The 22,962-nt window shown below is 37.5% G+C and carries 26 protein-coding genes and 1 pseudogene; 5 read left to right on the top strand and 22 right to left on the bottom strand.

Translation table 11 applies throughout. The features are described from left to right. Nucleotides 1–20 precede the first annotated feature (20 nt). The gene (locus tag M9C83_01755) at nt 21–2,360 is read right to left on the bottom strand and encodes a TonB-dependent receptor (GenBank protein URQ66947.1); all 2,340 of its coding nucleotides are present in this window, start codon (nt 2,358–2,360) and stop codon (nt 21–23) included. Nucleotides 2,361–2,564: 204 nt separating this feature from the next. Between M9C83_01755 and M9C83_01750 the strand changes: the two genes are divergently transcribed. Further along, on the top strand, nt 2,565–3,854 hold the full coding sequence (locus tag M9C83_01750; GenBank protein URQ66946.1) for an NCS2 family permease: 1,290 nt from the start codon (nt 2,565–2,567) through the stop codon (nt 3,852–3,854). Nucleotides 3,855–3,856: 2 nt separating this feature from the next. Here the strand turns inward: M9C83_01750 and yghU are convergent, their stop codons facing one another. After that, nucleotides 3,857–4,702: a glutathione-dependent disulfide-bond oxidoreductase gene (yghU, locus tag M9C83_01745; protein ID URQ66945.1), complete on the bottom strand. Its 846-nt coding sequence runs from the start codon at nt 4,700–4,702 to the stop codon at nt 3,857–3,859. Between the two features lie 94 nt (nt 4,703–4,796). Between yghU and M9C83_01740 the strand changes: the two genes are divergently transcribed. Then, entirely contained in the window at nt 4,797–5,243 is a 447-nt protein-coding gene (locus tag M9C83_01740) for a hypothetical protein (GenBank protein ID URQ66944.1), read from the top strand. A 44-nt stretch (nt 5,244–5,287) separates the two neighbouring features. Here M9C83_01740 and M9C83_01735 read toward each other — a convergent pair whose 3' ends face one another. From M9C83_01735 to M9C83_01660, 16 genes and pseudogenes are all read right to left on the bottom strand, one after another. After that, nucleotides 5,288–6,070: an enoyl-CoA hydratase/isomerase family protein gene (locus M9C83_01735; protein ID URQ66943.1), complete on the bottom strand. Its 783-nt coding sequence runs from the start codon at nt 6,068–6,070 to the stop codon at nt 5,288–5,290. 25 nt (nt 6,071–6,095) lie between these two features. Then, nucleotides 6,096–6,383, bottom strand: a complete 288-nt coding sequence (locus M9C83_01730; GenBank protein ID URQ66942.1) for a hypothetical protein — start codon at nt 6,381–6,383, stop codon at nt 6,096–6,098. Nucleotides 6,384–6,401: 18 nt separating this feature from the next. After that, nucleotides 6,402–6,767: a DoxX family protein gene (locus tag M9C83_01725; GenBank protein ID URQ66941.1), complete on the bottom strand. Its 366-nt coding sequence runs from the start codon at nt 6,765–6,767 to the stop codon at nt 6,402–6,404. Between the two features lie 69 nt (nt 6,768–6,836). Then, the gene (locus M9C83_01720; GenBank protein URQ66940.1) at nt 6,837–7,637 is read right to left on the bottom strand and encodes an enoyl-CoA hydratase; all 801 of its coding nucleotides are present in this window, start codon (nt 7,635–7,637) and stop codon (nt 6,837–6,839) included. A gap of 22 nt (nt 7,638–7,659) precedes the next feature. Beyond that, entirely contained in the window at nt 7,660–8,076 is a 417-nt protein-coding gene (locus tag M9C83_01715) for a CoA-binding protein (protein URQ66939.1), read from the bottom strand. Between the two features lie 9 nt (nt 8,077–8,085). Next, complete coding sequence (locus tag M9C83_01710) at nt 8,086–8,901, bottom strand: hypothetical protein (GenBank protein URQ66938.1); 816 nt, start codon at nt 8,899–8,901, stop codon at nt 8,086–8,088. Nucleotides 8,902–8,949: 48 nt separating this feature from the next. Then, the gene (locus tag M9C83_01705; protein ID URQ66937.1) at nt 8,950–10,320 is read right to left on the bottom strand and encodes an aspartate aminotransferase family protein; all 1,371 of its coding nucleotides are present in this window, start codon (nt 10,318–10,320) and stop codon (nt 8,950–8,952) included. A 104-nt stretch (nt 10,321–10,424) separates the two neighbouring features. Further along, a complete protein-coding gene (locus M9C83_01700; GenBank protein ID URQ66936.1) occupies nt 10,425–11,285 on the bottom strand; it encodes a methylenetetrahydrofolate reductase in 861 nt (286 codons plus the stop codon). Continuing rightward, nucleotides 11,285–12,400, bottom strand: a complete 1,116-nt coding sequence (locus M9C83_01695) for an aminomethyltransferase family protein (GenBank protein URQ66935.1) — start codon at nt 12,398–12,400, stop codon at nt 11,285–11,287. The genes M9C83_01700 and M9C83_01695 overlap by 1 nt, the downstream gene beginning before the upstream one ends. 97 nt (nt 12,401–12,497) lie before the next feature. Continuing rightward, entirely contained in the window at nt 12,498–12,989 is a 492-nt protein-coding gene (locus M9C83_01690; GenBank protein URQ66934.1) for a hypothetical protein, read from the bottom strand. Nucleotides 12,990–13,037: 48 nt separating this feature from the next. Then, nucleotides 13,038–13,508: pseudogene (locus M9C83_01685) on the bottom strand (IMP dehydrogenase). Nucleotides 13,509–13,567: 59 nt separating this feature from the next. Further along, complete coding sequence (locus tag M9C83_01680) at nt 13,568–14,470, bottom strand: SAM-dependent methyltransferase (GenBank protein ID URQ66933.1); 903 nt, start codon at nt 14,468–14,470, stop codon at nt 13,568–13,570. A gap of 30 nt (nt 14,471–14,500) precedes the next feature. After that, complete coding sequence (locus M9C83_01675; GenBank protein URQ67382.1) at nt 14,501–15,259, bottom strand: tyrosine-protein phosphatase; 759 nt, start codon at nt 15,257–15,259, stop codon at nt 14,501–14,503. 28 nt (nt 15,260–15,287) lie between these two features. Then, the gene (locus M9C83_01670) at nt 15,288–16,649 is read right to left on the bottom strand and encodes an FAD-dependent oxidoreductase (GenBank protein URQ66932.1); all 1,362 of its coding nucleotides are present in this window, start codon (nt 16,647–16,649) and stop codon (nt 15,288–15,290) included. Between the two features lie 59 nt (nt 16,650–16,708). After that, on the bottom strand, nt 16,709–17,719 hold the full coding sequence (locus M9C83_01665; GenBank protein ID URQ66931.1) for a metal-dependent hydrolase: 1,011 nt from the start codon (nt 17,717–17,719) through the stop codon (nt 16,709–16,711). Nucleotides 17,720–17,783: 64 nt separating this feature from the next. Beyond that, complete coding sequence (locus M9C83_01660; GenBank protein ID URQ66930.1) at nt 17,784–18,167, bottom strand: hypothetical protein; 384 nt, start codon at nt 18,165–18,167, stop codon at nt 17,784–17,786. Nucleotides 18,168–18,266: 99 nt separating this feature from the next. On the opposite strand from M9C83_01660, the gene M9C83_01655 reads away from it, so the two are divergent. Next, nucleotides 18,267–18,989, top strand: a complete 723-nt coding sequence (locus tag M9C83_01655) for an enoyl-CoA hydratase-related protein (GenBank protein URQ66929.1) — start codon at nt 18,267–18,269, stop codon at nt 18,987–18,989. A 40-nt stretch (nt 18,990–19,029) separates the two neighbouring features. Here the strand turns inward: M9C83_01655 and M9C83_01650 are convergent, their stop codons facing one another. Next, nucleotides 19,030–19,452: a hypothetical protein gene (locus M9C83_01650; GenBank protein ID URQ66928.1), complete on the bottom strand. Its 423-nt coding sequence runs from the start codon at nt 19,450–19,452 to the stop codon at nt 19,030–19,032. 126 nt (nt 19,453–19,578) lie between these two features. Here M9C83_01650 and M9C83_01645 point away from each other — a divergent pair, with 126 nt between their 5' ends. Together M9C83_01645 and M9C83_01640 are read left to right on the top strand one after the other, a co-directional pair. Next, on the top strand, nt 19,579–19,980 hold the full coding sequence (locus M9C83_01645; protein URQ66927.1) for an MAPEG family protein: 402 nt from the start codon (nt 19,579–19,581) through the stop codon (nt 19,978–19,980). Nucleotides 19,981–20,055: 75 nt separating this feature from the next. Then, nucleotides 20,056–20,898 carry a septation protein IspZ gene (locus M9C83_01640; GenBank protein ID URQ66926.1) on the top strand — a complete coding sequence of 281 codons (843 nt, stop codon included), beginning with the start codon at nt 20,056–20,058 and terminating at the stop codon, nt 20,896–20,898. A 70-nt stretch (nt 20,899–20,968) separates the two neighbouring features. Here M9C83_01640 and M9C83_01635 read toward each other — a convergent pair whose 3' ends face one another. The 3 genes from M9C83_01635 to M9C83_01625 are packed head-to-tail and all read right to left on the bottom strand — an operon-like array spanning nt 20,969 to nt 22,924. After that, a complete protein-coding gene (locus tag M9C83_01635) occupies nt 20,969–21,616 on the bottom strand; it encodes a GNAT family N-acetyltransferase (GenBank protein URQ66925.1) in 648 nt (215 codons plus the stop codon). An 11-nt stretch (nt 21,617–21,627) separates the two neighbouring features. Further along, nucleotides 21,628–22,395, bottom strand: a complete 768-nt coding sequence (locus M9C83_01630; GenBank protein ID URQ66924.1) for a TetR/AcrR family transcriptional regulator — start codon at nt 22,393–22,395, stop codon at nt 21,628–21,630. A gap of 1 nt (nt 22,396) precedes the next feature. After that, nucleotides 22,397–22,924 (bottom strand): cupin domain-containing protein, encoded by a 528-nt coding sequence (locus M9C83_01625; GenBank protein ID URQ66923.1) that lies wholly within the window; start codon nt 22,922–22,924, stop codon nt 22,397–22,399. Nucleotides 22,925–22,962 lie beyond the last annotated feature (38 nt).

Below are 22,962 nucleotides of genomic sequence, written 5' to 3'. Positions count from 1 at the left end.
CAGAAGGCTCTTATTTCTAATTAAAAGCTATAACTGACTCTACCCATGTATTGACGGGGTGGTATGTACTCAATACCTGTTCCGGCAACACCAAAAACATCAGTCATACTGGAATTCATTCCATCTTTGTCTCCAGCATTCAGAACCATGAAGTCTATACCCCATTGATCCCCAATTAGATCTAAGCTAGCGGTAAAGTTAACTATAGAGTAAGAGTCTACCTGATCAATAAAAGGATTATTGAAGACTCTCTGTTGGAAATCTCCACGGTAAATAAATTCAGCAGTAGTTGTTAATAAACCATATTGAGTTTCAGTATTATATTCAATACCAAAGTTAGCGGTAAGCTCAGGACTTTTTGCTAACTCATTTCCTCTTATGTCCTCTCTCAAAGAATAACGTATTGGCTCTTCCCCGAAGAAGTACAATTCTGCATTAAGATTATCTAAAGCTTCGTAAGATGATGTAACTTCAGTATCGAGATAAGCAACTCTTAGATCAAAAGATAGATTTTCAGATACTAATCCGATGAGCTCTAACTCAAGTCCTTGCATTTCTGATTCGGGAATATTAGCAACCCCTCCTCTGTAAATATCAGGATCTGTTGACTGAAACTGAAGATTCTCATAGTCATATGTAAAAGCAGATATATTTGCTCTCATACGACCTTCAAGGAAATCAGATTTTAAACCTACTTCATAAGCATCTATCATTTCACTTTCGAAGAAAGGGAAAATAAGCTGCGGTGCAGGCGCCGCACCAAAACCCTCATTTTCCGGAGGATATCCGAAAGTCAAATTACTACCCCCTGGCTTGAATCCTTTCGTATATGAAAGATAAATCATAGTGTTGTCAGAAAGATCTAGCTCATAAGCGAGTCTACCTGTAGTTTCATCTAACTCGTCCTGAATCAGGTACTGTTGCAATCCAAAAAAGTTAGTTACGTCACTCTCAAATTCGTCTTCGGTATATCTTAAACCGAACACTAATCTATTACTCTCATCAATATTTACAGTTGCCTGCCCATAAAGAGATTGAGATTCTCTCGTTGGATATGCTTCTGAAACAAATCCTAGTTCAGCATCATAAGCAGCAAAGCAAATACCTTCAAAAGGGTTTGTTGCACAGATTGGTGCATGGGTATAAGGAGTAAATTGCCCATCCATAAGTGCAGCTTGCTTATTATTATTAACGTCTTTAACTTCATAGATATTATTTTCTATTTCATGATCAAAATAGAAGGCTCCTAATATCCAATCTGTATTTCCGAAAAGTGGTTCATTCGATATAAGATTGATCTCAAAAGTTGTTGTCTCAACTAAAGAAGTTTCTGGTCTAAACTCTGATCTATTATAAGGAAAGCCTTTCATGGGACCGTCTTGGTGTACATCCCCATAATTGTGCCTATCGTTATCTCTAACGACGTAGATATCATCTTCTTGCATACTAGCCAGAATTTTCAAATTTGCGACCCCTAAATCAGATGTAAGGATCCCAGCAAAGACCTCAGAAGTAAGTTCGTAGTCAGAAATGGAGTCCTGTCTGAGTTGTCTGGGGTCTGGAGTAGGATCATCGAGCCCTTTCATAGCTGCACCATTGTTGTCGGCTTCAAAATATTGAGCAAATACTCTTAGACTAGTTGAATCACTGATATCAAAAAGCCAATCAGATCTTAAACTTGAATGAGAAGCATCATCTAAATCCTGACCAGTCACTAAATTTTCTGAAAAACCGTCATGATCTGTTGAAACCCAAGAAAATCTTGTAGCTACACTATCTGATAGAGGAATGTTTACAGCTCCTCTGGCCTTAGTGAGATCATAATCGCCCAGAGTTAGATCGACCTTACCAGAGAGTTCATCAAAGGTTGGTGCCGTGCTAATAACATTTACGGTACCTCCTGTTGAGTTCTGCCCAAATAAAGTTCCTTGTGGACCCCTTAGAACTTCAATCCTTTCAAGATCAATAAAATCTGTTCTTAATGAAAACTTAGAAGCAATGAAAATGCCATCCATATGCAAAGCGACCGAAGGTGCAGCAATTGCATTTTGGTTAGTTTCATCACCCACTCCACGAATAGAGATAATAGTTTTATAACCCTCATTCTTTGCTACTGTAACACCCGGAGCTATTGCACTGAGTCCTACGAAATCAACTAAGTTTTTTCTTTCTATTTCTTCGCTACTTAAAGCAGTAACCGCTTTTGAAACATCTTGTAAGCTTTCGGCTCTCTTTTCAGCAGTAACAATAACTTCATCAATAACTAACTCATTACCGAATAGATTTGATGTGGTGAAGATTATTGGAAGCGCAAACGAAATTGAGAGGAAAGACCTAAAGAGAAGTTTTAATATTGTCATTTAAAATCCTTGTCTTGCAACCAAAAATATATCATACCGTTGATCGTTTTACTTGCAAGGATTGATGACAAGAATCTCAAAAAAAAATCCTTTTGAACCCTATAAGACACTTTTTCATACTTTTATTTACTTTTTTTATGACATTTTTACAACAACCAAGGTAAAAATTCTTTAAAGTACATAAAAATTAAAATTTATAAATTCATGCTAGAGAAATATTTTTCAATTGATTTACATAAAACAACCTTTCAAAAGGAAGTGCTTGCTGGAGTTACTACTTTTATAACCATGGCCTATATCATCTTTGTTAATCCACAAATGATGGCTCAATCAGGCATGGATCATGGAGCAATTTTCGTGGGAACTTGCCTGGCTGCTGCCGTAGCATGTTTTGTTATGGGTCTTTTTGCAAACTGGCCTGTTGGACTTGCTCCAGGTATGGGTCTTAATGCTTTTTTTACTTATACAGTTGTTGGTGAAATGGGATACTCTTGGGAAGTTGCCTTAGGATCAGTTTTTATTGCAGGTGTTTTATTTTTTATCATGAGCATTACACCCTTACGTAGATGGATGCTAGATAGCATACCTATGAATCTGAGAATTGCTATGGGTGCAGGTGTAGGCTTATTCATAGGCTTTATAGGACTCAAAAATGGAGGGATCATTGAAGCTAATGGTGCCACATTTTTGAGTTTAGGTGACTTTACGAATCCACCAACACTACTGGCTGGTCTTGGATTTTTATTGATATCAATCCTTTCCATTAAAAAAACACCTGGGGCAATAATAATAGGAATACTGGCTGTGACTTTAATGAGTATCCTTTTGGGCCTTGTGAAATTTGAGGGAGTATTTGCTTTACCTCCAGATATTTCTCCAGTTTTCCTTAAGTTAGATATTATTGGTGCCTTAGACATAACAATGTTAAGCATTATTATGTCTTTTCTTTTCGTTAATCTTTTTGATACAGCAGGAACACTTTTCGGAGTAGCTTCAAGAGCAGGTCTAATATCTGATTCAGGAAAAATAAAAAATTTGGATAAAGCACTTAAGGCAGATAGTAGTTCAAGTATTTTTGGATCTTTTCTAGGTTGTGCACCTGTGACGAGCTATGTTGAAAGTTCTGCTGGTATAGAGGCAGGAGGGAGAACTGGAATAACAGCAATTGTGGTAGGACTTCTTTTTCTTCTAGCTACTTTCTTATCTCCTCTTGCTGCAGCTGTGCCAGCATATGCCACGGCAGGTGCATTAATTTATGTTGCAATATTAATGCTAAGTGGAATGGAAACACTTGATTGGAATGATCAATCAGAATTACTGCCTGCCTTAGTGATGATTGTCATGATTCCTCTTACTTTCTCTATAGCGAATGGAATAGCTTTAGGATTCCTAGCTTATGTAGCAATTAAAACCTTTATTGGTCAAATAAAACAAATATCATCAGGAGCATGGTTCCTTACAATGATTTTTGTTGCTAAATTTATCTTTCTTTAGAACTAAAGCTTTATATCGCTTGCATCGTGACGCTCTAAGATTGATTTATCATCCGGTCCATTCGGTTTTTTATTAACCAAAGACCCTCTTTTATAAGCAGGCCTTTCTTTAATTTGCTTTGCCCATCGTCCTACATGTTTATAAGATTCTACTTCCAAGAATTCTGAAGCATTGTAAGCATTATTCAGAACTAATGTGCCATACCAAGAATGCACAGCTATATCTGAAATATTATATTCACTTCCACATAGATATTCTCTGGATTCTAAATTTCTATCTAAAACATCTAATTGTCTTTTTACTTCCATTGCAAATCTATTTATAGGATATTCATATTTCTCCGGTGCATATGCATAAAAATGGCCAAAACCACCTCCTAGATAAGGGGCACTTCCCATTTGCCAAAATAGCCAAGACATGCACTCAGCTCTATCTGAAGGATCTGTAGGTAAAAATTCTCCAAATTTCTCCGCCAAATACACCAATATTGCTCCCGATTCAAAGACACGAGTGGAGGGATCTGTGCTTGTATCTAATAATGCAGGTATTTTCGAATTCGGATTAATTTCAACAAAACCGCTTCCAAATTGAGAACCATCTCCTATGTTTATTAAGAATGCATCGTATTCAGCTCCTTCATGACCAAGGGCTAACAATTCTTCTAGTAGAATTGTCACTTTGATTCCATTTGGAGTACCTAATGAATAAAGTTGCAAAGGATGCTTACCAACAGGAAGTTCCTTTTCATGAGTTGCACCTGAAATGGGCCTATTAATATTTGCAAACCTTCCACCGCTTTCTTTGTCCCATGTCCAAACCTTGGGAGGCACATATTCAGAATCACTCATAAAATCTCCTTTATAATCAATTTAGCATTGATATTTTACTTACCTAATGAATTAAGTATAAATTAAAGTTTAAGCTAATAAAAAAAATACAGATATGAGGGAAGAAATAATTAAAAATTTTTTAAATTCATGGAAACAAGGCGTTATTGAGATTGGCAAAACATATCAAGAAGATGGTGATTTTCAAAAACTTGCAGAAATCTTTATTGAAAAACACTATGCGTTTTCTGAGGAAGATGTTTTGTTTAAGCCTACCTTTACTTCAGAAAAAGTTTTCAGAAATACTAAAGCTGATGCTATATCTTATTTTGTAAAGGGTGATATTTCCGAAGATAAGGGGTTTGCACTAAAACCTTGGGAGACCATTGAGGTCGATGAACTCAACTTTCTTCTGGAGGATAGCTTTTTAGCATCAATGGGAACACTTTTGTTTAAACCTGCAAATGAAGATGAAGTTACTAAGGTCGCTTTTACATTTATTTTTACTGAGATTAATAATTCTATAAAAATTAAAGTTCATCACTCTTCTCCGGTCTTTTAGACTCACAGAGATTAAAAATATAGTTAATATGTTGTTTTTCAAGTTTACTTATTAAATTGAGGTTTTCTCTTTTCTAGAAAAGCCATCATTCCTTCCTGCGAGTCTTTCGTATTATTATTTTCATGTACTGCTTTTCTTTCAGCTATTAAAAGCTCATCTAAATTTTTTTCTGAACTGTTAACCAAGACTTTCATCATACTAGCTACAGCTGCCGCAGGCTGAGCAGCAAGTTCATGGCCCAAGGCAATGGCTGCATCTTTCAATTCATCAATTGGATAAATCTCATGAACAAGACCAATTTCTAGAGCTCTTTTACCAGAAATCTTCTTAGATCTGAGTATCATATCCATAGCATGGTTCTCACCTACACACTTGGCTAAACGAGCACTCCCACCCCATGCTGGAACTGCTCCAAGATCTAGTTCAGGCAATCCTATTTGTGCATCCTCATCAGCTGCAAAGCGAAAATGACATCCCAAAGGAACTTCTAGTCCTCCACCAAGACAGTAGCCAAACAATGTTGCTATCCAAGGTTTGTGCATTCTTTCAATTGCGTCTATAACTTTTAGCCTTTGATCAAAAAGCGCATCTGAACTGCCCTTTCTCTTAATACCTTCTTGGAATTGCTTAAGATTCATTCCTACTGAAAAATTATCTGATCCAGCTGCTGTTAAAACCACTGCTCTAATGGCATTATCTTTTGAAATCTTATCAACAGTTTCTTCCAACGCGTCCATAAAGTCTAGGGACATGCGGTTATAAGGTGCATCATTAATGGTCAATATCGCTACTGCACCATCGATTTGAAACAAAAGGTTTTTGTCCATTCTTTCCTCCTAATTGAAAATTTTCCTAAAATTTTTCATTATCTTGATTACCTTCATTAGTTATATCCCCAATACTTCTATTTTTAAAGTATCCTCTTAAGGCTATATAGGTCTGAATCAAATTAGCTATTACAAAGGCAAACAGATCAACAAATAAAAATATTACAGCACCTGAAAATCTACTTAAGGCAGTAACCAAGTAGCCTTTCAATCTTGTTTCATGATTAACCGAACTTACCTGATATAGGGCCAAAATGCTTATAACTAATATTAGCCATTGACCATATTGAAGCACAAAAAAATAATCTATCATGGTGATAACCTCATAAATTTAAATATAATTTTTAGATGGATTGAAAGCCGGCCTTGTCAAAGAGTAGGCCCAGAAAAAGAAGAGAAATTGCAAGACAAGACGAAAGTAAAGTGCATGAATTGAAATTTCAGGAAAGGCCTCTGGTGTCGCGGCCATATAAATATTTGCAGGATAAACAGCAATTAATAGAGCCAATAAACCCCAACCTGATATTTTTCTAAAGCGGGATAGTAATAGACCAAGACCTCCCAGAATTTCAAAAAAACCACTTACGTATACAGCCTCAAGATGCAAAGGCAACATTGGAGGCATAATAGCCAGATAAAAATCTGGATTAACAAAATGATCAATTCCTACAGTAATAAAAAAGAATGAAAAAGCCAATAGAGCTAGTTTCCTCCAAATAGCCTCAGGGAAATTCAGCACCCTTAATAAGTATGACAAAAGATAAAGTTATTTTTTAAAATTTGGTTTACGCTTCTCTAAAAAAGCTCCTATCCCTTCTTTAGCATCATCTTTCAATAAATTTTCTACCATGACTTTTGAAGTAAAGTCATAAGCTTCAGCTAAGTCGTAATCAGATTGAGTATAAAAGGCATTTTTACCCGTTGATACAGCCACTGAAGATTTATTGGCAATTTTGGATGCTATATCCATAGTTTCTTTTTCTAACTCATCGATTTCATAAAAATTATTTATTAATCCTATTTCTTTTGCTTTTATTGAGTCAATAAAGTCTCCGGTGAGTAGCATTTCCATAGCATGCTTATTTTTAACTGCTCTGGTAAGAGCTACCATGGGGGTAGAACAAAAAAGTCCCAAGTTGACTCCCGGTGTAGCGAATTTAGCTGTGCTTGAAGCATAAGCAAGATCACAAGTAGCAACCAACTGACAGCCCGCTGCGGTAGCTATTCCAGATATTTGTGCAATGACAGGTTTTGGACAATTAACTACAAGCTGCATCAAAGAAGAACATTGGTCAAATAATTCTTTGAAGTAGGGTTCACCATCTTCACTTTGCTCTCTTGCATCAGTAATATGCTTTAAATTATGTCCTGAACTAAATATGCTCCCCTCAGAAGCTAAAATGATGACTTTAACTGAGTCATCAACTGAAGCCCTTTTTATTGCCTTTATTAATTTACTCATCATTTCCTCTGATAAAGCATTGCCACTTTTTTGATCATCCATAACAAGGCGAAGAATACCTTCCCTAGGGATATCACTCACGAGTATATTCATTTCATTTTTCATTTTTTAGACTCTAAATAAGTTTCTATTTTTTTAATTCGATTTTAGGACATCGATTCATGACAACTTTCAGGCCCTCATTTTTTGCAATTTTGAAAGCCTCTTTATCAATTATGCCTAACTGAGTCCAAAGAACTTTTGAGCCAATATTGATTGCCTCCTTAGCAATGCCTAGAACTTCTTCAGACTTTCTAAAGACTTCTACCATGTCTATGGGCAAACCTATGGACTGAAGATCTCCATAACAATATTGACCTAAAATAGTTTTCCCTTTTTCGTTAGGATTTACAGGATATACCTCATATTTTTTTTCCAATAAAAATTTCATAACCTTGTAACTATCTTTCTCCGGATTAGAACTTGCTCCAACAAGGGCTATAGTCTTAACCTCTTCAAGAATTTCTTTAGTATAAATATTAGATTGAACAAACTGTTCTTCCATATTTAAAACCTATAAAGGGTCGCCACCTAGGATGGCAGGAGTTTCGCAATAAGTCTTAAGAATATTTCTTTGATGATCGCGCATTAGAGGTGAAATTAAATTAGCAAAATCTGGTATTTTAGAAATTGCTTCAAAGCCAGCTAACATACCCTGATTTTGTTTTGTTTTGGGCATGATATCCTCGGTTGCCGGTATCATGCACATACTCATAGTTGCCCAATAAATGTCTACTGCTGAGAGTTCATCTCCTATCAGAAACTTTGAATTAAGTTTTTCTTGGGATTTTAATTTTGCATCAATAACTTTTAGGGCATTTATAATTTTGGAAGGAGCCGATGAGCTGGCAGCTTCGCTGTAGCCATATTTTCTCCCTAAAGGACCATCATTCAAGATCCTCATATTCCAAACCAATCCATCCTCTGCAAGAATAATAGCGCATAGTCCGTACATTTCTGCTCTGAGTTCAAAACTTTCTGGGATAATCGAAGGACTGTCTTCTGCTCCAATTTGCTCAGCAAGAGCGAGTTGCTCTATCCAAACATTTCTTGGCCTTTCTTCTTCATGGAGCATAGTTGGTAAACTTGTCTGTTTAGTTAAGTTGTATAGATTTGCCTGTCTGTCCTCTCCAGTTTCTTTATCTATTCCCATTAAAGGATGTAAAACGCGTGTAATAGGGATCTGTTTTACAAAACAAATATTCTTCAGCGCCTCAGCATAAAGCGCCTGGACGCCGGGAACAAAAGTTATCCTTGTTCCAGTTTTCATTTCTGCTGCTGCTTCAAGCGTTATAAAAGTTGGATTTTGTGAGTCTTCTCTGTTATTCATTAGTTTTTATGTTTTACGAAATCAATCTTTTTTCTAAATCAGTTATTTCTAAATATATCCGTCTGCCCTTAGGTCTTCAAAAGTGTTTTTAAATGCGGAAATAACTTGATCAACTACTTCTGGAGTATGGGCATAGGACAAAAATGCTAAATGGATGCCAGGAACAATAACATTATGACCTAAAAGATGAAGATAAAATTCGTTTTCTAAATGATAGTGACGTCTTTCTATATCTCTGGAAGATTTAATTTCGTTTTCACCAAAAATTAAATGCATCATAGATCCAGCATTCATCAACTTTGCAGGTATCTTGGACATCAGACAAAATTCATTTATTTCTTTAGCAAGCCGATCACCCTGTTCATGCAAATAAGGATATATGTGTTCTTTATTTTCTTTTAGATACTCCAAAGCACCAATACCTCCGGCCATAGTGAGAGGATTACCGCTAAATGTACCACCGGCAAATATTGCAGGAGTATCTTCAGCTCCAGAAAAACTATTCATAATTTTTTTTGGTCCTGCAACGACACCGATCGGCATTCCTCCGCCTACAGCTTTACCATATGTAATCACATCGGGTTTTATACTGTAATATTCTTGACATCCTCCATACTCTATTCGGAAACCAGTTATGACTTCATCAAACATTAAAAGAACATCACACTCAGTACAGACATCTCTTAAACCTTCTAAAAATTCTTGACTATCTAGCCTTGGGTTTGAGCTCTGAACGGGCTCAATAACAACCATGGCCAGATCATTTTTAAACTTTCGGATTAATTCATAGGCATTTTTATCTCGATATGGAAGCATCATCATTAGATTTTGGGAAACTTCATTTGGAATACCTGATCCAAGTGTAAGGCTTGTGGGTGTTGATCTTTCGCTCTTTGAGTCAGCTCGTAACAAAGCATAGTCATGTATCCCATGATAAGAACCGTCAAATAATGCAACCACTTTCTTGCCAGTAATGGCCCTGGCTGCACGAAAAGCAAACATAGTCGCTTCACTACCAGAGTTACAAAACATCACTTCATCCACAGAAGGTGAAGATTCTTTTATTAACTCAGCTAATTGGGCCTGTCCACTTCCAGGAATTCCGTAATGCCAACCTTTTTTGATTTGAGAAGAAAGCGCATCTTCAATTGGTTTAGGTTTGTTTCCAAGTACATTTGGACCAAATCCACCGGTTAAGTCTATATATTTATTTCCATCAAGATCAGTTAAATAGGGTCCTTCAGCTGAATCTATATAAATTGGATGAGGTAGATCGACCGTCTGAACAACCTCTTGTGCTAGAGCAGCTTGCCCTCTTTTAGCAAGCGATTCACATTTTGCGGTTCTACTTATTAACTTCGTTCTTACTGCATCAGATTTAGTTCCCAATTTTAGTTTTGCTTGGTTAGAAGATTTCATCCTACCTCTCCATATTGACTACTTTTGTTTTACCTTAAATTAAAAATACCAAATCATCAATTTATTGTATCTTCACGCAAAGGTGAACAATGTAAAAAAAGATATTATTTAAAATTTGATATGACTCTAGCAGATCCTTTTTCACAGTTGGGGCCCATTAAATGGACTCCGTCTATGCAAGGAAGAGACATAATCCTTTCAATTAAATCTATACAAATCTCTTCACCTGTCTCTTCAGGATTATCGCTACATTCTAATTGATAAATAATCTCATCGGAAATATTAATCCCCCAGAGATTCTTCCTCATCCAATCTGCCTGTTTCGCAGATTTTAGTGGTCCCATTCCTATAAACACCTTGCAATCATTGAATATACCTTGGTCATTTAATTTTTCTGAATATTGCTTGATTACATCAAAGTCAAAGCAGTATTGTGTCTGAATAAAGCTCGCTCCTTGTTTCATCTTTCCAACCAAAGAATTCATTGCTTTTGGATTTGATAACTGTACATATAGGTCATCTGCAGCACCTGAATATAATGGTAAAGGATTTTTGATTTCTGTGCCGTCGGTTAAAGATCCTTCAGATATAGTCTTACAGAGCTGAATCAAACCGTTACTATTTAATTCATTTACAGCCGTTGGCCCATCTTCATCTGGCTGATCTCCACTGAGACAAAGAACTTTATCAATCTGAACTGATAAAGCACCTAAAAGTTCTGACTCTAAAGCTACCCTATTTCTGTCTCTGCCTGTTAATTGCAAAATAACATCCAAACCACTTTTCTTAATTTCTGATGCTACTAGTAAGCTATTTAAGCGAGTTTTACAATTGGGAGAATCTGTTACATTTACTGCATCAGCAAGACCCAATAGAGCTTCAATTTTTTTTGAACTTCCAGAAAGATCGGTACTTACATCAGGTGTTGTTTCTGAAGTGAATAAAAAATCCTTTTTTTCTAGCATTACCTTACCAATAACTTTTCTTTGTCATAGAATGGTAAGTCAATTACTTTAGCAGCAAACTCACCAGATGAAGTGATGACTTTCACTTCATAATCACAAGGTCTTGTCTCGTTTAGACGTATCAAACCGACCCCAGATTCTAAATATGGAGACCATGCGCCAGCGCTAATAAAACCAATATCTTTACCGGAATCTACTACTTTATCTCCTCTAGTCAATGAAGCCTCACCACAAAGCAAGCCTTTTAACCTTAGAGATTTATGATTTGTCTCCATGAGCGCCTTTCGTCCAATAAAATCAACTTTATCTAGATGAACTAAACGATCAAGGCCTATTTCGAAAGGATTAAGCGACTGATCTATATCTGTTCCATAATCAAAAATACCAGCCTCTATTCTTCTTATATGCATAGAAGATACATCTGAGGGCATCAAGCCCGCAGGCGATCCTTTTTCGAGTAGAAAGTTCCATAGTTTTACCCCATCAAAATCTGAATTTTTCGAATATATTTCAAACCCTCTTTCGCCAGTCCAACCAGAACGAGATATATAGAAAGAATTTCCATTTATATCTACTTCGGCTACTGCATAATAAGGAAAATCATCTATGGACCTATCGCAAACTGCTTCTAAAACGTCTAGAGACGTGGGTCCTTGAATTTGCAAGACCCAAGAATCGAAATCCTCTATGGATGCATCAAAATTATCCAATATGGCATGAGCCCAATTCAAAAAGTCTCCATTTGCTTGTACATAAATAAATTCCTCTTCATTGGGTCGCATCAAGACACCATCCATCATAATGCCTCCACTATGATTACAAGCAATAGCATAGCCAGCTTTTCCAACTGCTATCTTGCTGACATCTCTGGTGAATAACATGTTAAGAAATTCAATTCTGTCTTTACCGGTAATCTTTAAGGGCGTTTCAGGTACATCATATAGGCAGCAATTTGAGCGCATATGCTCGTAATGCTTTATTTCGTCATTTCCTGAATTTATTGGATACAGTCTATTATTGTAAAGACCATACAAAGTATCTTCTCTATTATTGCACTCAAAAAAAGGTGACTTTTTAAATCTGTGATCTGAAACAGGTAAGTAAGATATCCCCATAACTCCCCTTATTATTCTTAAGTTAATTTTTGAACTATATTTTACTTAGCTTTAGCTTGTACAGCTATGTTTTTAGCTTAATTTACGAGTATGTAATCTAATTGACAATGAAACGACTGAGTACAAATTTACCTTTTTCTTGGATTCCTGCTTCGCCAATTGGCCTTCTCACAGCACTTGGTACATTTCCAACATAAAGTTGATAAGAACCAGGCTTAATAGGTACAAAACTAACGTGAGCTGAACCAATCTCATCGCATTCAATTGCATTAAAACTTAAACCTTGTAAATGAATCTCAATATCCCCCACTGTTACAAGCCTAAGATGAGAATTTCTAAGTAAGTCAGGCATTTCTATTCTCCAACCAGTTAAGTCATCTTTAACATCTGGGCAATTGATATTTAAACGATAATATTGACCTGTATTAAGAGAAATTTCCGAAGGAGCAAGACTAGGAAAGCCTTCTTGAGTAGTGCTTATAGTCAAATCTACTCCCAAGGGTGGATACTGTGCTAGATTTCCCAAAGATTCGGTATTAACGAAACTTTGTGAGGCAATGAAAATAAAGGTAGTTAAGAATTTACGCACTTCTACTGTATCGATATTTGTTGTTTATTTGTCGCCTACAAAGGCAATTTACTCTGTACCGAATATTGTATTATGAGTATTGTTGACACGCACAAAGGTTGTACATTTAGAGAGAGTTTTTAGTCTTGTTGCTCCAACATAAGTACAAGCAGATCTTATTCCGCTAAGAATATCTTTAATTGTATCATCTGCCTTTCCGCGATATTCCACTTCCACGGTCTTACCTTCCACTCCTCTGTAAGCATTATGATTACCATGTCTACTCATGGCAGATTCAGAAGCCATGCCATAAAATTTCATAACACCATTTTCAACTTCTCCATCACATTCATCATGCCCCGCAAGCATACCTCCAAGCATTACAAAATCAGCTCCTGCAGCAAAAGCTTTAACAATATCTCCAGAATTTACACAGCCTCCGTCAGCTATGATATGTGCGTCAAGTCCGTGAGCGGCATCTGCACACTCTATGACGGCACTTAGTTGAGGATAGCCGATACCAGTTTTAATTCTGGTCGTGTTTCTGTGACTTTATATCAATAAGATACTAATTTGAAAAGTCCTAAGTTTGAACATCTTTAGGACTCAGCCACAATAAAATGTTCAAGCTTGAAAATTTGACTTTCATGGAGCTTTCTCCCCACCGGAGTGAAGTAAAGAGAGTTTAGGTCTTCTAAAGTGACATTTTCTTTTACAGAATAACCATTTTCAAAAAGTAAACCTTCTAACTCTTCATCTGTATAGAAAGATATCCAAGGCTCACCAACTTTGGCTGATAAGCTTTTAATCAAGTAAGCTTTTTTTACAGGGTTCGGATAACCCTCTCCGAAACAAGCTGCAGGATCTTTTTCCATAAGTTCATCAACATAAGACATAAAGAAAATAGATCTAGAATCTTTAGTAATCGTGGCTATTTCTTTAACCGTTGAACTTACTGCATCTTTAGAAATGTATTGCGAAACACCCTCAAGTGTGAAAATAGTCGATTTAGTTTGATCAAATCCCGCAGCCAAAAGTTGTTCGCTTAAAGATTGATAGGAGAAATCTACATTTACATAAGTTATATTCTCTAGATTTGGCAAATCCTTCGGCAACTTAGAAAGTTTTATGTCTGAAACTTCAGGTTGATCTACTTCAAAGATTTTCAATGAAGCTGGTAGATTGAGTCGAATAGCTCGAGAGTCATATCCTGCCCCGAGGATTACATATTGCTCTATACCATCCTTTGTACTTTTCTCTATCAGATCATCAATAAAACGGGTGCGTGCTATCAGATGTTCATGAAAACCAGGAGCAAGTTTACTGCTCAACCAAACATTTAACTTGTGTCCCATAAGCTTAATTACACCGGAACCTATAACAAACTTATCAGCGTAGGGATCATTTATCACACGCTTTTCAGGACCTGCTATTGTTTCAATTAAGCGTTGTTTTGCTACGCCTTGAGCAGTACCATCTTTCACAAAAATTGAGTAACTCACAATTTATTATGTCTCCTTATTAAAATTATCTTATATTGTTTCCAGAAAATTCTGACGGATTTTATCCATCTGGTTCTTAGTAATTCCTATTTTTTCAAGATACTCCACAACGCTTCCCCACTTTGACTCCACACCGTCTAAAAAATCTTTCATAGCATTGTGAGGTACTCCTGCTATATTGATCATTTTTTTTCTATCATATCCATCAGGGTAACCAACAGTCCTCTCAATAAAGTCTGCCTGTCTTTCAGTATCAAGATTAGTTAATAAATAATCTTCTTCTATTACATCTCGACTCACACCCAGAATAGAAAGTAAGAAAGCAGTTGAAACACCGGTTCTATCTTTACCAGCTGTGCAATGTAAAACAACAGGCAAGTTAGACTTATCGGCTAATATTCCAAATAACCTAAGCCAAGAAGTAGGTCCGAATTCTAAGTAGCCTAAGTATCTCTTTCCTGAGATGCCTGTATCACCAACTAGTCTACTTAATTGATCACTCCCTCCCTCAGGAATAACCGCTATATTAATGTATTTAGCCCCCATGGCTTCCAAAGGACCTTTACCTTGATCCGCAACCTCGTCAGGTTTACGCAGATCTATTTGTGTGGAGATCTTTAATTCAGATAGCTTTAATAAATCTCTATCTGTCATCCTGTCTTGTCTTCCAGTACGAAAGTAAAGCCCTTTTTTTACCTGTTGCCCGTCTTGATTTAAGTAACCGCCTATATCTCTGAAGTTAAAACAACCTTCAAAGGGATAATGTCTTTCTGTATAGTCGTTAATCATTTTCAAATTTTTTTTAATGAATTCTAAATTAGTGAATTCGTGCCCCTTGTTTAAGTAATGTTTGCTGAACTTTTTTTATATCAACCGCTGAAACATCAGAATTAGTCTCAATTGAGACTGCTGCTGCAACTCCTGCACCTTGGCCATTAACTGCACAGCACATCATATTACGCACTGCAGCATGAGAGCCTCTATCTCCTCCAACAGATCTACCCGTAACGAGTAAATTTTCGACACCCTTGGGTAGCATTGAACGATATGGCAGTTGGAAGTATCGACCGGTGGTAGGTAAGACAAGTACGCCATAACCATCAATAAATTCTGGAAAAATTCCTATACTATCTTCAAATTTAGCTTCGTTGTGTACATCCTCAGTAGTCATGTTGTATGCAGCGTCAATTTTTCTTGTATCCCTTATTCCTAGAGTCATACCAAAATTTCTCAATTTAGCTTCTTCACAGCCTGGGTTATATTTTTTCAGTGCTTCAATAGCAAACATTGCTTGCTTGCGACCCTCCATCTCTCCTTTTGTAAGGTGATCTGGATTAGTTGCATCAAGACCCGCTAAATGGATTATATTCAAATAACTTAGGTCACCTTGCTCGCTTATGGCACCCCATGTTCCAGTAATGGTAGTTAGATTTTTAGGTATTAGTCCAGATTCGATTGCTTGTTCAAATGGTTTTTTTAGGTAGGGAGAAAATAATTTATCCTCTTTACCGGATGTCTTCATTCCCCAGCCTGGGCCAAACCAATCACTATAAGTATGCGGATCAGACTTTACATCTTCAATAAAACGAGTTTTATCAACACCATTCATTGAAAACATGACTGATACAGCCATCATTTTTTCAACTGGTGTTTTGTGAACAATGGCTCCGGCTCTATGGGCAATATCTGCATCGCCAGTTGCATCTATCACTCGTTTTGCCAAGATTGCTTCTCGACCGGCTTTACTCTCAACAATAATACCTTTAATAACTGCATCTTCAACTATAGTTGCCACCATTGTTCTATGTAACATGGGTGTAATACCTGCTTCTTCAACTAAAACATCTGCAACGAATTTAAATGCTTCACCGTCTATTGCGTGACTATTTGATTGAGGTTCAGGGTTTGAAGCACCCATAGATTTAGCACGTTCTTCAAACTCTATTCCAATACCTTCACTATCAACGGTTTTTTCATGACGGTACCAAGCAAAGCCTTCGACACCCACCTGAGTAAGATTACCTCCAAAGCAACCGTAACGTTCAAGCAAGGTAGTTTCTGCTCCTGCTCTTGCTGAAGCAATAGCAGCTGCTAAACCTCCTGGACCGCTACCAACAACCAATACTTCCGTTCGATGAATAATTGGTGTTTCTCTTGCTAATTCATTTATAGTTTCCATAAACTCCCTTCTCCGTCATTAAAGTATATCCTCCTTACACTTCGTCTTCATCTCTAAAATCAAGATCGAACTTTGCATACTTTACCCCTTAGCATCTTAACGAATAATTCCCACTGACCTTCATCTAAGTCACGGCCCGTCCACCAAATTGCATGTTCATTTTTATCTCGCAGATCGTTAATTACTAGGCCCCACATTGGCTCAATTTGATTTGGTAGCATTGAGTAGCGAACATCTGTTACAAGACTTTTTTCTTGATCAAAGCCTAAATAGTCCTGAGAAAACCATCTAAACCTTTCAATATCTAAAGCCTGCTGACTCTCTTTATCAAGATCAGGTAGATGTTCCTGATAGTCGAAAATCTTTATACTCTCACCCAAACACACAGTAGATGTTTGAACTGTTCTAATTGCATCAACATAAAAAGTCTTTTCGTGTTCATAAATAGATTTCCACAAAATTAAATTTCCAAAAGAAGGCTTAAGTGTAAGACGCTCAGGATTATGCCCTCTTGACTCGGCAAGATCATTCGCCGTCGACAATGCTCTTTCATATTGAATAAAGCCCAAGGAAAGATAAAAAATAATCCATCCAATTGAAAAAAAACTATAAATTTTTCTTTTGGTTTTTATTGCAGCTCCAATAAGGATTAAAACAGGAATCGTAAAGATAGGATCGACTATAGATATATTATTCCAAGTCACTCTCTCATTTGAGAAAGGCCAAAAAAGTAAAGTTCCATAGGAAGTGCATGCATCAAGTAATCCGTGGGTCGCATAACCCAAGAAACTTGCTGTATAGATAATCTTAAAATTCATGGATTTTTTAAATAAAGGGAAAATAATTGCTGCAACAATTAAAGATCCGAAGGGGATAAAAAAAAGTGAGTGAGAGAACTGCCTATGGTATTCGAGAAACAGAATTGGGTCAGTTGATGATTGAATCAAGACATCTAAATCAGGCGCTAATCCTGCAAGAAAACCAATAACGCTAATCTTTAGTATATTTTTCTTATCCGAAGATGACTGTGAGAAAGCGGCACCTACTGTTCCTTGAGTTAGTGGATCCATTTTTTTAGCTTGAGATAGATTTTATTTAAAATTATATATATGCGAAGTTATAAAACCTTTAGAGTTATATAACTTTCTCAAATAGCTTTTCACGTAATTCTTTCACACCCTCAGTTTTTGTAAAACAACTAAAAGAAATACTATTGATGATTTCTGTAAGATCATCCTCTGTCTCCCCAATGACACAAGGAAATGCGTAATTTTTTTCTGAAAATCTTCCTGGTATTTCATTTCGATGTAAGACTTCTACTTTGTATTCTTTTTTTAGTTCTTCTATAAATTCTAACCATTCAGATCTCACAAAGATCTTGCTATGAGAAATATCGCATAGTTCACATTTAGTATTTTTTTTTAAAAGATTCTTATTGATCCAATATTTGATTTCATTCAATAATCCACCATCAGCATTGTAGATAAAATAAATTGTCTTAAATTTTTTTATTGTCATAAGGTTATTGATATTAAAGTATCTGACAAAAGTTTGTCTTTAGTTTCAACCATTTTTTTATGTATAGTGTTTTGATCTTTAACTTTGAAGGGAAATGTTGTGATAAAACTGGAAAAAAAAGAGTCTATTTATTTTTTAACAATGGATGCTGGGGAGAATCGTTGGAATACGACATTCGTAAGAGAAATTGCTAAAGCTCTAGATACAATTGAAGATGATGAAGGTCCAGGAGCATTAATTACATCTGCTACTGATTCAAAGTTTTTTTCAAATGGACTAGATCTAGATTGGATGCAAGCTCCCGAAGACTATCCAGATGGAGGTGATAGAGAAGTGTTCGGCCAAGAATTCATGTATTTAATGGGAAGGTTTATCACATTACCAATTCCCACTATATGTGCGCTTAATGGACATACTTTCGGTGCTGGTTTTATGTTTGCCCTTTCTCATGACTTCAGGATTATGAGAGAGGATAGAGGATTTTTATGCGCCAATGAAATGCAACTAGGTCTACCAATTCCAAGGCCAGAGCTTGCATTGTTTAAGCATAAAATTCCTGCAAATGCTTTCTTTGAAACTGTTCAATTATCTAAACGATGGACTGGTACTGATGCTCTTGAAGCTGGAATTGTTCAAGAGGTAAGCTCATTTGAAGAGCTTTCTAATGTAGCCTTGATAAAAGCCAAAGAATTATCTCCCCTTGCGAATAATAGAAAAAACTTTGGCCATCAAAAGGAGATGTTATATGGTGAGAATGCAGCCATTAATTTGACCCATGGTCCTGCTTTTATGCTTAAAAATTCAAAAGATTTTGAAGTATAAGCACAAAAGCGGCCTTGCCGCTTTTGTGCTTACAAAGCATTTACTCTACTTTAAATACTTCTGCTACCGCTTCACCTGCAATTAAATCAATAGTTCCACTTAGAAAATTTATTCCATCAGTTACACTATCGACTGACTTAATGTTTATTTTAGTGCCATCCATAGTCCAAACACCCATTAAATCACCTCTCGATAGAACACCATCTGGACTCATTCCTCTTCCATAACCGATCCATGTTCCCGAGTTTGGAATATTCGGATTAGATGTCAAAGTATATGAAAGATAGACTTTTCCGTATTGACCAATATCTGTATCTGGACTGGATAAATTTATGGTACTTTCTAATTTACCAACGGTAATTGAATCAATGTTCCATTTTCCAGTGAAGCTATCACCGGTAACTTCAAATGAATGTGCAGAGACTGCAAACATTAAAGTTAAAGCAAAAATATATTTTTTCATTTTTTCTCCTTAATATTATGAATATAAATTTATTGTAACTTTTTTTATTAGCACTCACTAAATGTGGCTTAATAAATAAACTTAAACTTAAAATTAACATACAATGATTGAGTAAATGGAGAGGTTATGAATCAAACAGCACTTTTAACACCAGTATTTATATTAGTATTATGGACCTTTGCTATCACCGCAATTATGGCCTACGGTCGAGTAAAATTTACTAAAGATCCGCAGGATGCAGCTCACACAAAAGATTTAAAAGGATTGATGCCTGATTGGGTTGAGAGAACTTCAGATAACTATAATCATCTTTTTGAACAACCCGTAGCTTTTTATGTTGTTACTTTATCGATTGCACTAATCAATAACATTGAACCTTTGATGGTTCAATTAGCATGGGCATTCGTCATAGTAAGAATATTACATTCACTTGTTCAGCTTACTATAAATATTGTCTTACTAAGATTTGCTATTTTTGCAATTGGTTGGTTAATTATTGCCTATATGGCATTTTCTCAACTCCTATAATTTGTTCCACTCTAGATGAAAATTTGGAGTTATTTTAGACCTTTTAACTTTCGCGGATATGAATGTCTAGTCAAGGTGACTTTAACATTCAGCAAAGTCACTTCAAGCTTATATGTAAATGAAAGCCTCATGGATGAGCAGTCAATGAGTTATATGGAAGGAACTACTACTTTCATTCATTCTCTAGATGCATTGGATAATTCAGAAGCTCATGTTGAGTCTGGCTATTTTAATTCGTGGAATACTGGTATCGCTGTGATTGAAGATGGGCAGATGGTATATGAAAGTCACCCTGGTAAGGATGTTCGCTATGGCGAAAAATTAGTTAAGAAAATTTTAGGGGAAAATTCAGATATAAACCAAAAGGATAAATGGAGAGAAAATAAGTATTCTGTTTATGCAGATCTAGGATTAGGAGCTATATTTTTTATAGTTGGGAAAATCTCTGGGGATTTAGTTTTTGCAACAATGGTGGGTGTAGTTGCAGGTTTAAGCCTTATTCTATTGCAACGGTTTGTTAAGGTTGACCTTTTGGGCGGCTTCGCAGTTTTTGGCACAATCATGTTACTCATATCAGGTATTTTCTCTCTGATATTACAAGACGAATACTGGGTACAAATGAAAGGAACCTTGCTTGGACTAATGATAGCATTGGTATTTTTTCTTGATGGGGTGTTCAGGCAAGGAACTTACTTCGGTGCTAGGTTCGAGCGTTATATTCCAGGAGGAGCGCTCCATCAAAATAGGCTTGCCATAGGGATGAGTTTCACAGGTGTTTTTGGTGCTTTGAGTAACTATTTCGTAGCAGAAAATTTCTCGGAGGACTTTTGGCTGACCTACACCACCTTTCTAGATTTTCCTATATTCATCCTATTATTTTTATTGGTTCTCAGATGGTCGCGTAAGAAAAATAAGTAATTTTAAGATTCCTTGTTACTCTTATTAAAAATACACACTTCACGAACCTTTAAACTCTGGTCTCATTTTTTTAGTTAAGAAGTTTACCCATCCTAAATTCTATTGGCACACCAAATTCAGCTGGTTTTGGAGCCCTCGTTTCAGCAAGTACTTCTAAACCAAGAGAACGATAAAACCCTACGGCGGGGTTATCGGATAGAACATCAAGCTGAAATTCAAGATAACCAAGCTCTTTAGCTTTGTTAAATAAGTACTCCATCATCAAATAACCTACTCGTTGACCCCTTGCCTCAGGCTTAACTGCAATGGCATGCACATAGAAGGTATTAGAGTAGATTACGGGATTCAACCAACTAGCTAATTTTGACCTTTCTGCAACTCCGACTATCTCTTCGGCAGTTACTTCTTCAGCTTTTAACATTTCTTCCCATAAAGGTCCTAGTGCTGCGACACGTTCTTTGAATTCAGTCCCATTAAAAGCAATTGCAACTCCAAGTAATTTACCCTCTCTAATGCTCAATATTGCCGAATCAGCACTAAAAAGTGTACCGGGGGTTCGCCATGAACGTTGCACCGAAGCATCAAACAGGGAGCGACGTTTCATATGATATTCGTAAGATACCGGTCCTGTTGACCAGGCTAATTCTGGGATTTCATTCGCATACAATTCTATGAGTTCGCCTTCTGCTTTGACGATATCAATATTCTCTTTCTTCATAATATTCTTTATCATTTAGTTTCATAGCTGTACTTCAACCGAGGTGCTGACTCGACTATTGCGCCGGCATTTATGCTGGCATTAGCAATATTATCCAGTGGGTTGGCATCGAGCATCCTTGCCTGCGTTCTGATGAACTGATCGTGCCAGTGTTTTCTGTCAGCAGGTTTTTTGGCGATTCCGGCCAGCATCATGGAAACGGTTGCTTCTGTTTCAAGTCTGAACTGCTGATCTGTCACCTGCTGCGTAACCCAGCGCTGCAGTAAACCCAGGTATGCATTCCTGATGGTGTGCGCCACGAGTACCGTGCTCATCGCCGTGTCAATCTGACCCTGAACTGCGGCATCTTTCAGCCCGTCTTCCCACAAGGCGAGCCAATCCTCCGCATCCTGGGTTTCCGGAGCTGACCCTGGAGCCAGCTTGAACAGGGTCGATAGAACCGGGCGGTACAGGGGGGCATCACTGATGTACCGTTCGACCCGGCTCATGGCAAATGCCATAGACTTTGTGAGTCCATCACTGTGGTCGGCGCTACCGTTCCACGAAGCAGCTGCTTCGAGGGCGTGTTCGGGGTCCAGTACAGCAGCAAGGACACCGGCCTTGGACTGAAAGTAGCTGTAGGGCGTGACCAGTGCGACCCCCGCCCGTTCTGCCAGTTCCGGCATCGTGAAGTCTGCGTGGCCATGCTTCAGGATCAGCCCGGTAGCAGCTTCTATGATCTGCGCTTTCTTGCGTTCCTTGTTCTGGGCTCGCTTCGACACGTTCGGGAGATCTCGCATATTACTGCCGGTCGGTACCGACCAGTACAACAGCCATCCGGCAGTGCTCCTCGACACGCCAGGCGTGGCGGGTACCGTTCTGCACGAACACGTCACCTGCCGTGAGTTCCACCTGCTCACCGTCGTCGAGTTCGAGCTTGATTTTACCTGAAATGATCACGCCATAGTCGACGCTGTCTGTGGTGTGCATGCTTGGGTCGTCCTGCTCCATGTGACTGGCAACACCGGGTAGCTGGGAAATAAACGCTTCGAGTTCGTCCGGTGATGGCGCGTCCGCCGCGTCCCTCGGTTTGAAATCCAGGACCCTGAACATCGACTGGTTCGTGACTGGAAACACGTTATGCACATCGGCGGTGTATTGTTCTCTCGATTTGCCAGCTGACGTGTCGACCGGGATCTTGTCATCGGCATGTGTCGCCCAGATTTCGTGCCAGTCAACGACCGGGGAGCCCACCGTGACTGCCTCGGATTCAACTTTGAAGAATACGGATTTGCCCTGTCCATCATGGCCGGTGATAACTTTTTTCATTGTAACGCTCCATTGGTGTTTTTAACTGATTGCACAAA

This window comes from SAR86 cluster bacterium, from assembly GCA_023703575.1.
GTDB lineage: Bacteria > Pseudomonadota > Gammaproteobacteria > Magnimaribacterales > Magnimaribacteraceae > Magnimaribacter.
This window is presented reverse-complemented; position numbering and strand designations above follow the sequence as displayed.

Excerpts from the sequence above, each read along its gene's own strand:
- M9C83_01755 (URQ66947.1), bottom strand. The coding sequence starts at position 2,360 with ATGACAATATTAAAACTTCTCTTTAGGTCTTTCCTCTCAATTTCGTTT.
- M9C83_01750 (URQ66946.1), top strand. The coding sequence starts at position 2,565 with ATGCTAGAGAAATATTTTTCAATTGATTTACATAAAACAACCTTTCAA.
- yghU (URQ66945.1), bottom strand. The coding sequence starts at position 4,702 with ATGAGTGATTCTGAATATGTGCCTCCCAAGGTTTGGACATGGGACAAA.
- M9C83_01740 (URQ66944.1), top strand. The coding sequence starts at position 4,797 with ATGAGGGAAGAAATAATTAAAAATTTTTTAAATTCATGGAAACAAGGC.
- M9C83_01735 (URQ66943.1), bottom strand. The coding sequence starts at position 6,070 with ATGGACAAAAACCTTTTGTTTCAAATCGATGGTGCAGTAGCGATATTG.
- M9C83_01730 (URQ66942.1), bottom strand. The coding sequence starts at position 6,383 with ATGATAGATTATTTTTTTGTGCTTCAATATGGTCAATGGCTAATATTA.
- M9C83_01720 (URQ66940.1), bottom strand. The coding sequence starts at position 7,637 with ATGAAAAATGAAATGAATATACTCGTGAGTGATATCCCTAGGGAAGGT.
- M9C83_01715 (URQ66939.1), bottom strand. The coding sequence starts at position 8,076 with ATGGAAGAACAGTTTGTTCAATCTAATATTTATACTAAAGAAATTCTT.
- M9C83_01710 (URQ66938.1), bottom strand. The coding sequence starts at position 8,901 with ATGAATAACAGAGAAGACTCACAAAATCCAACTTTTATAACGCTTGAA.
- M9C83_01705 (URQ66937.1), bottom strand. The coding sequence starts at position 10,320 with ATGAAATCTTCTAACCAAGCAAAACTAAAATTGGGAACTAAATCTGAT.
- M9C83_01700 (URQ66936.1), bottom strand. The coding sequence starts at position 11,285 with ATGCTAGAAAAAAAGGATTTTTTATTCACTTCAGAAACAACACCTGAT.
- M9C83_01695 (URQ66935.1), bottom strand. The coding sequence starts at position 12,400 with ATGGGGATATCTTACTTACCTGTTTCAGATCACAGATTTAAAAAGTCA.
- M9C83_01675 (URQ67382.1), bottom strand. The coding sequence starts at position 15,259 with ATGATTAACGACTATACAGAAAGACATTATCCCTTTGAAGGTTGTTTT.
- M9C83_01670 (URQ66932.1), bottom strand. The coding sequence starts at position 16,649 with ATGGAAACTATAAATGAATTAGCAAGAGAAACACCAATTATTCATCGA.
- M9C83_01665 (URQ66931.1), bottom strand. The coding sequence starts at position 17,719 with ATGGATCCACTAACTCAAGGAACAGTAGGTGCCGCTTTCTCACAGTCA.
- M9C83_01660 (URQ66930.1), bottom strand. The coding sequence starts at position 18,167 with ATGACAATAAAAAAATTTAAGACAATTTATTTTATCTACAATGCTGAT.
- M9C83_01650 (URQ66928.1), bottom strand. The coding sequence starts at position 19,452 with ATGAAAAAATATATTTTTGCTTTAACTTTAATGTTTGCAGTCTCTGCA.
- M9C83_01645 (URQ66927.1), top strand. The coding sequence starts at position 19,579 with ATGAATCAAACAGCACTTTTAACACCAGTATTTATATTAGTATTATGG.
- M9C83_01635 (URQ66925.1), bottom strand. The coding sequence starts at position 21,616 with ATGAAGAAAGAGAATATTGATATCGTCAAAGCAGAAGGCGAACTCATA.
- M9C83_01630 (URQ66924.1), bottom strand. The coding sequence starts at position 22,395 with ATGCGAGATCTCCCGAACGTGTCGAAGCGAGCCCAGAACAAGGAACGC.
- M9C83_01625 (URQ66923.1), bottom strand. The coding sequence starts at position 22,924 with ATGAAAAAAGTTATCACCGGCCATGATGGACAGGGCAAATCCGTATTC.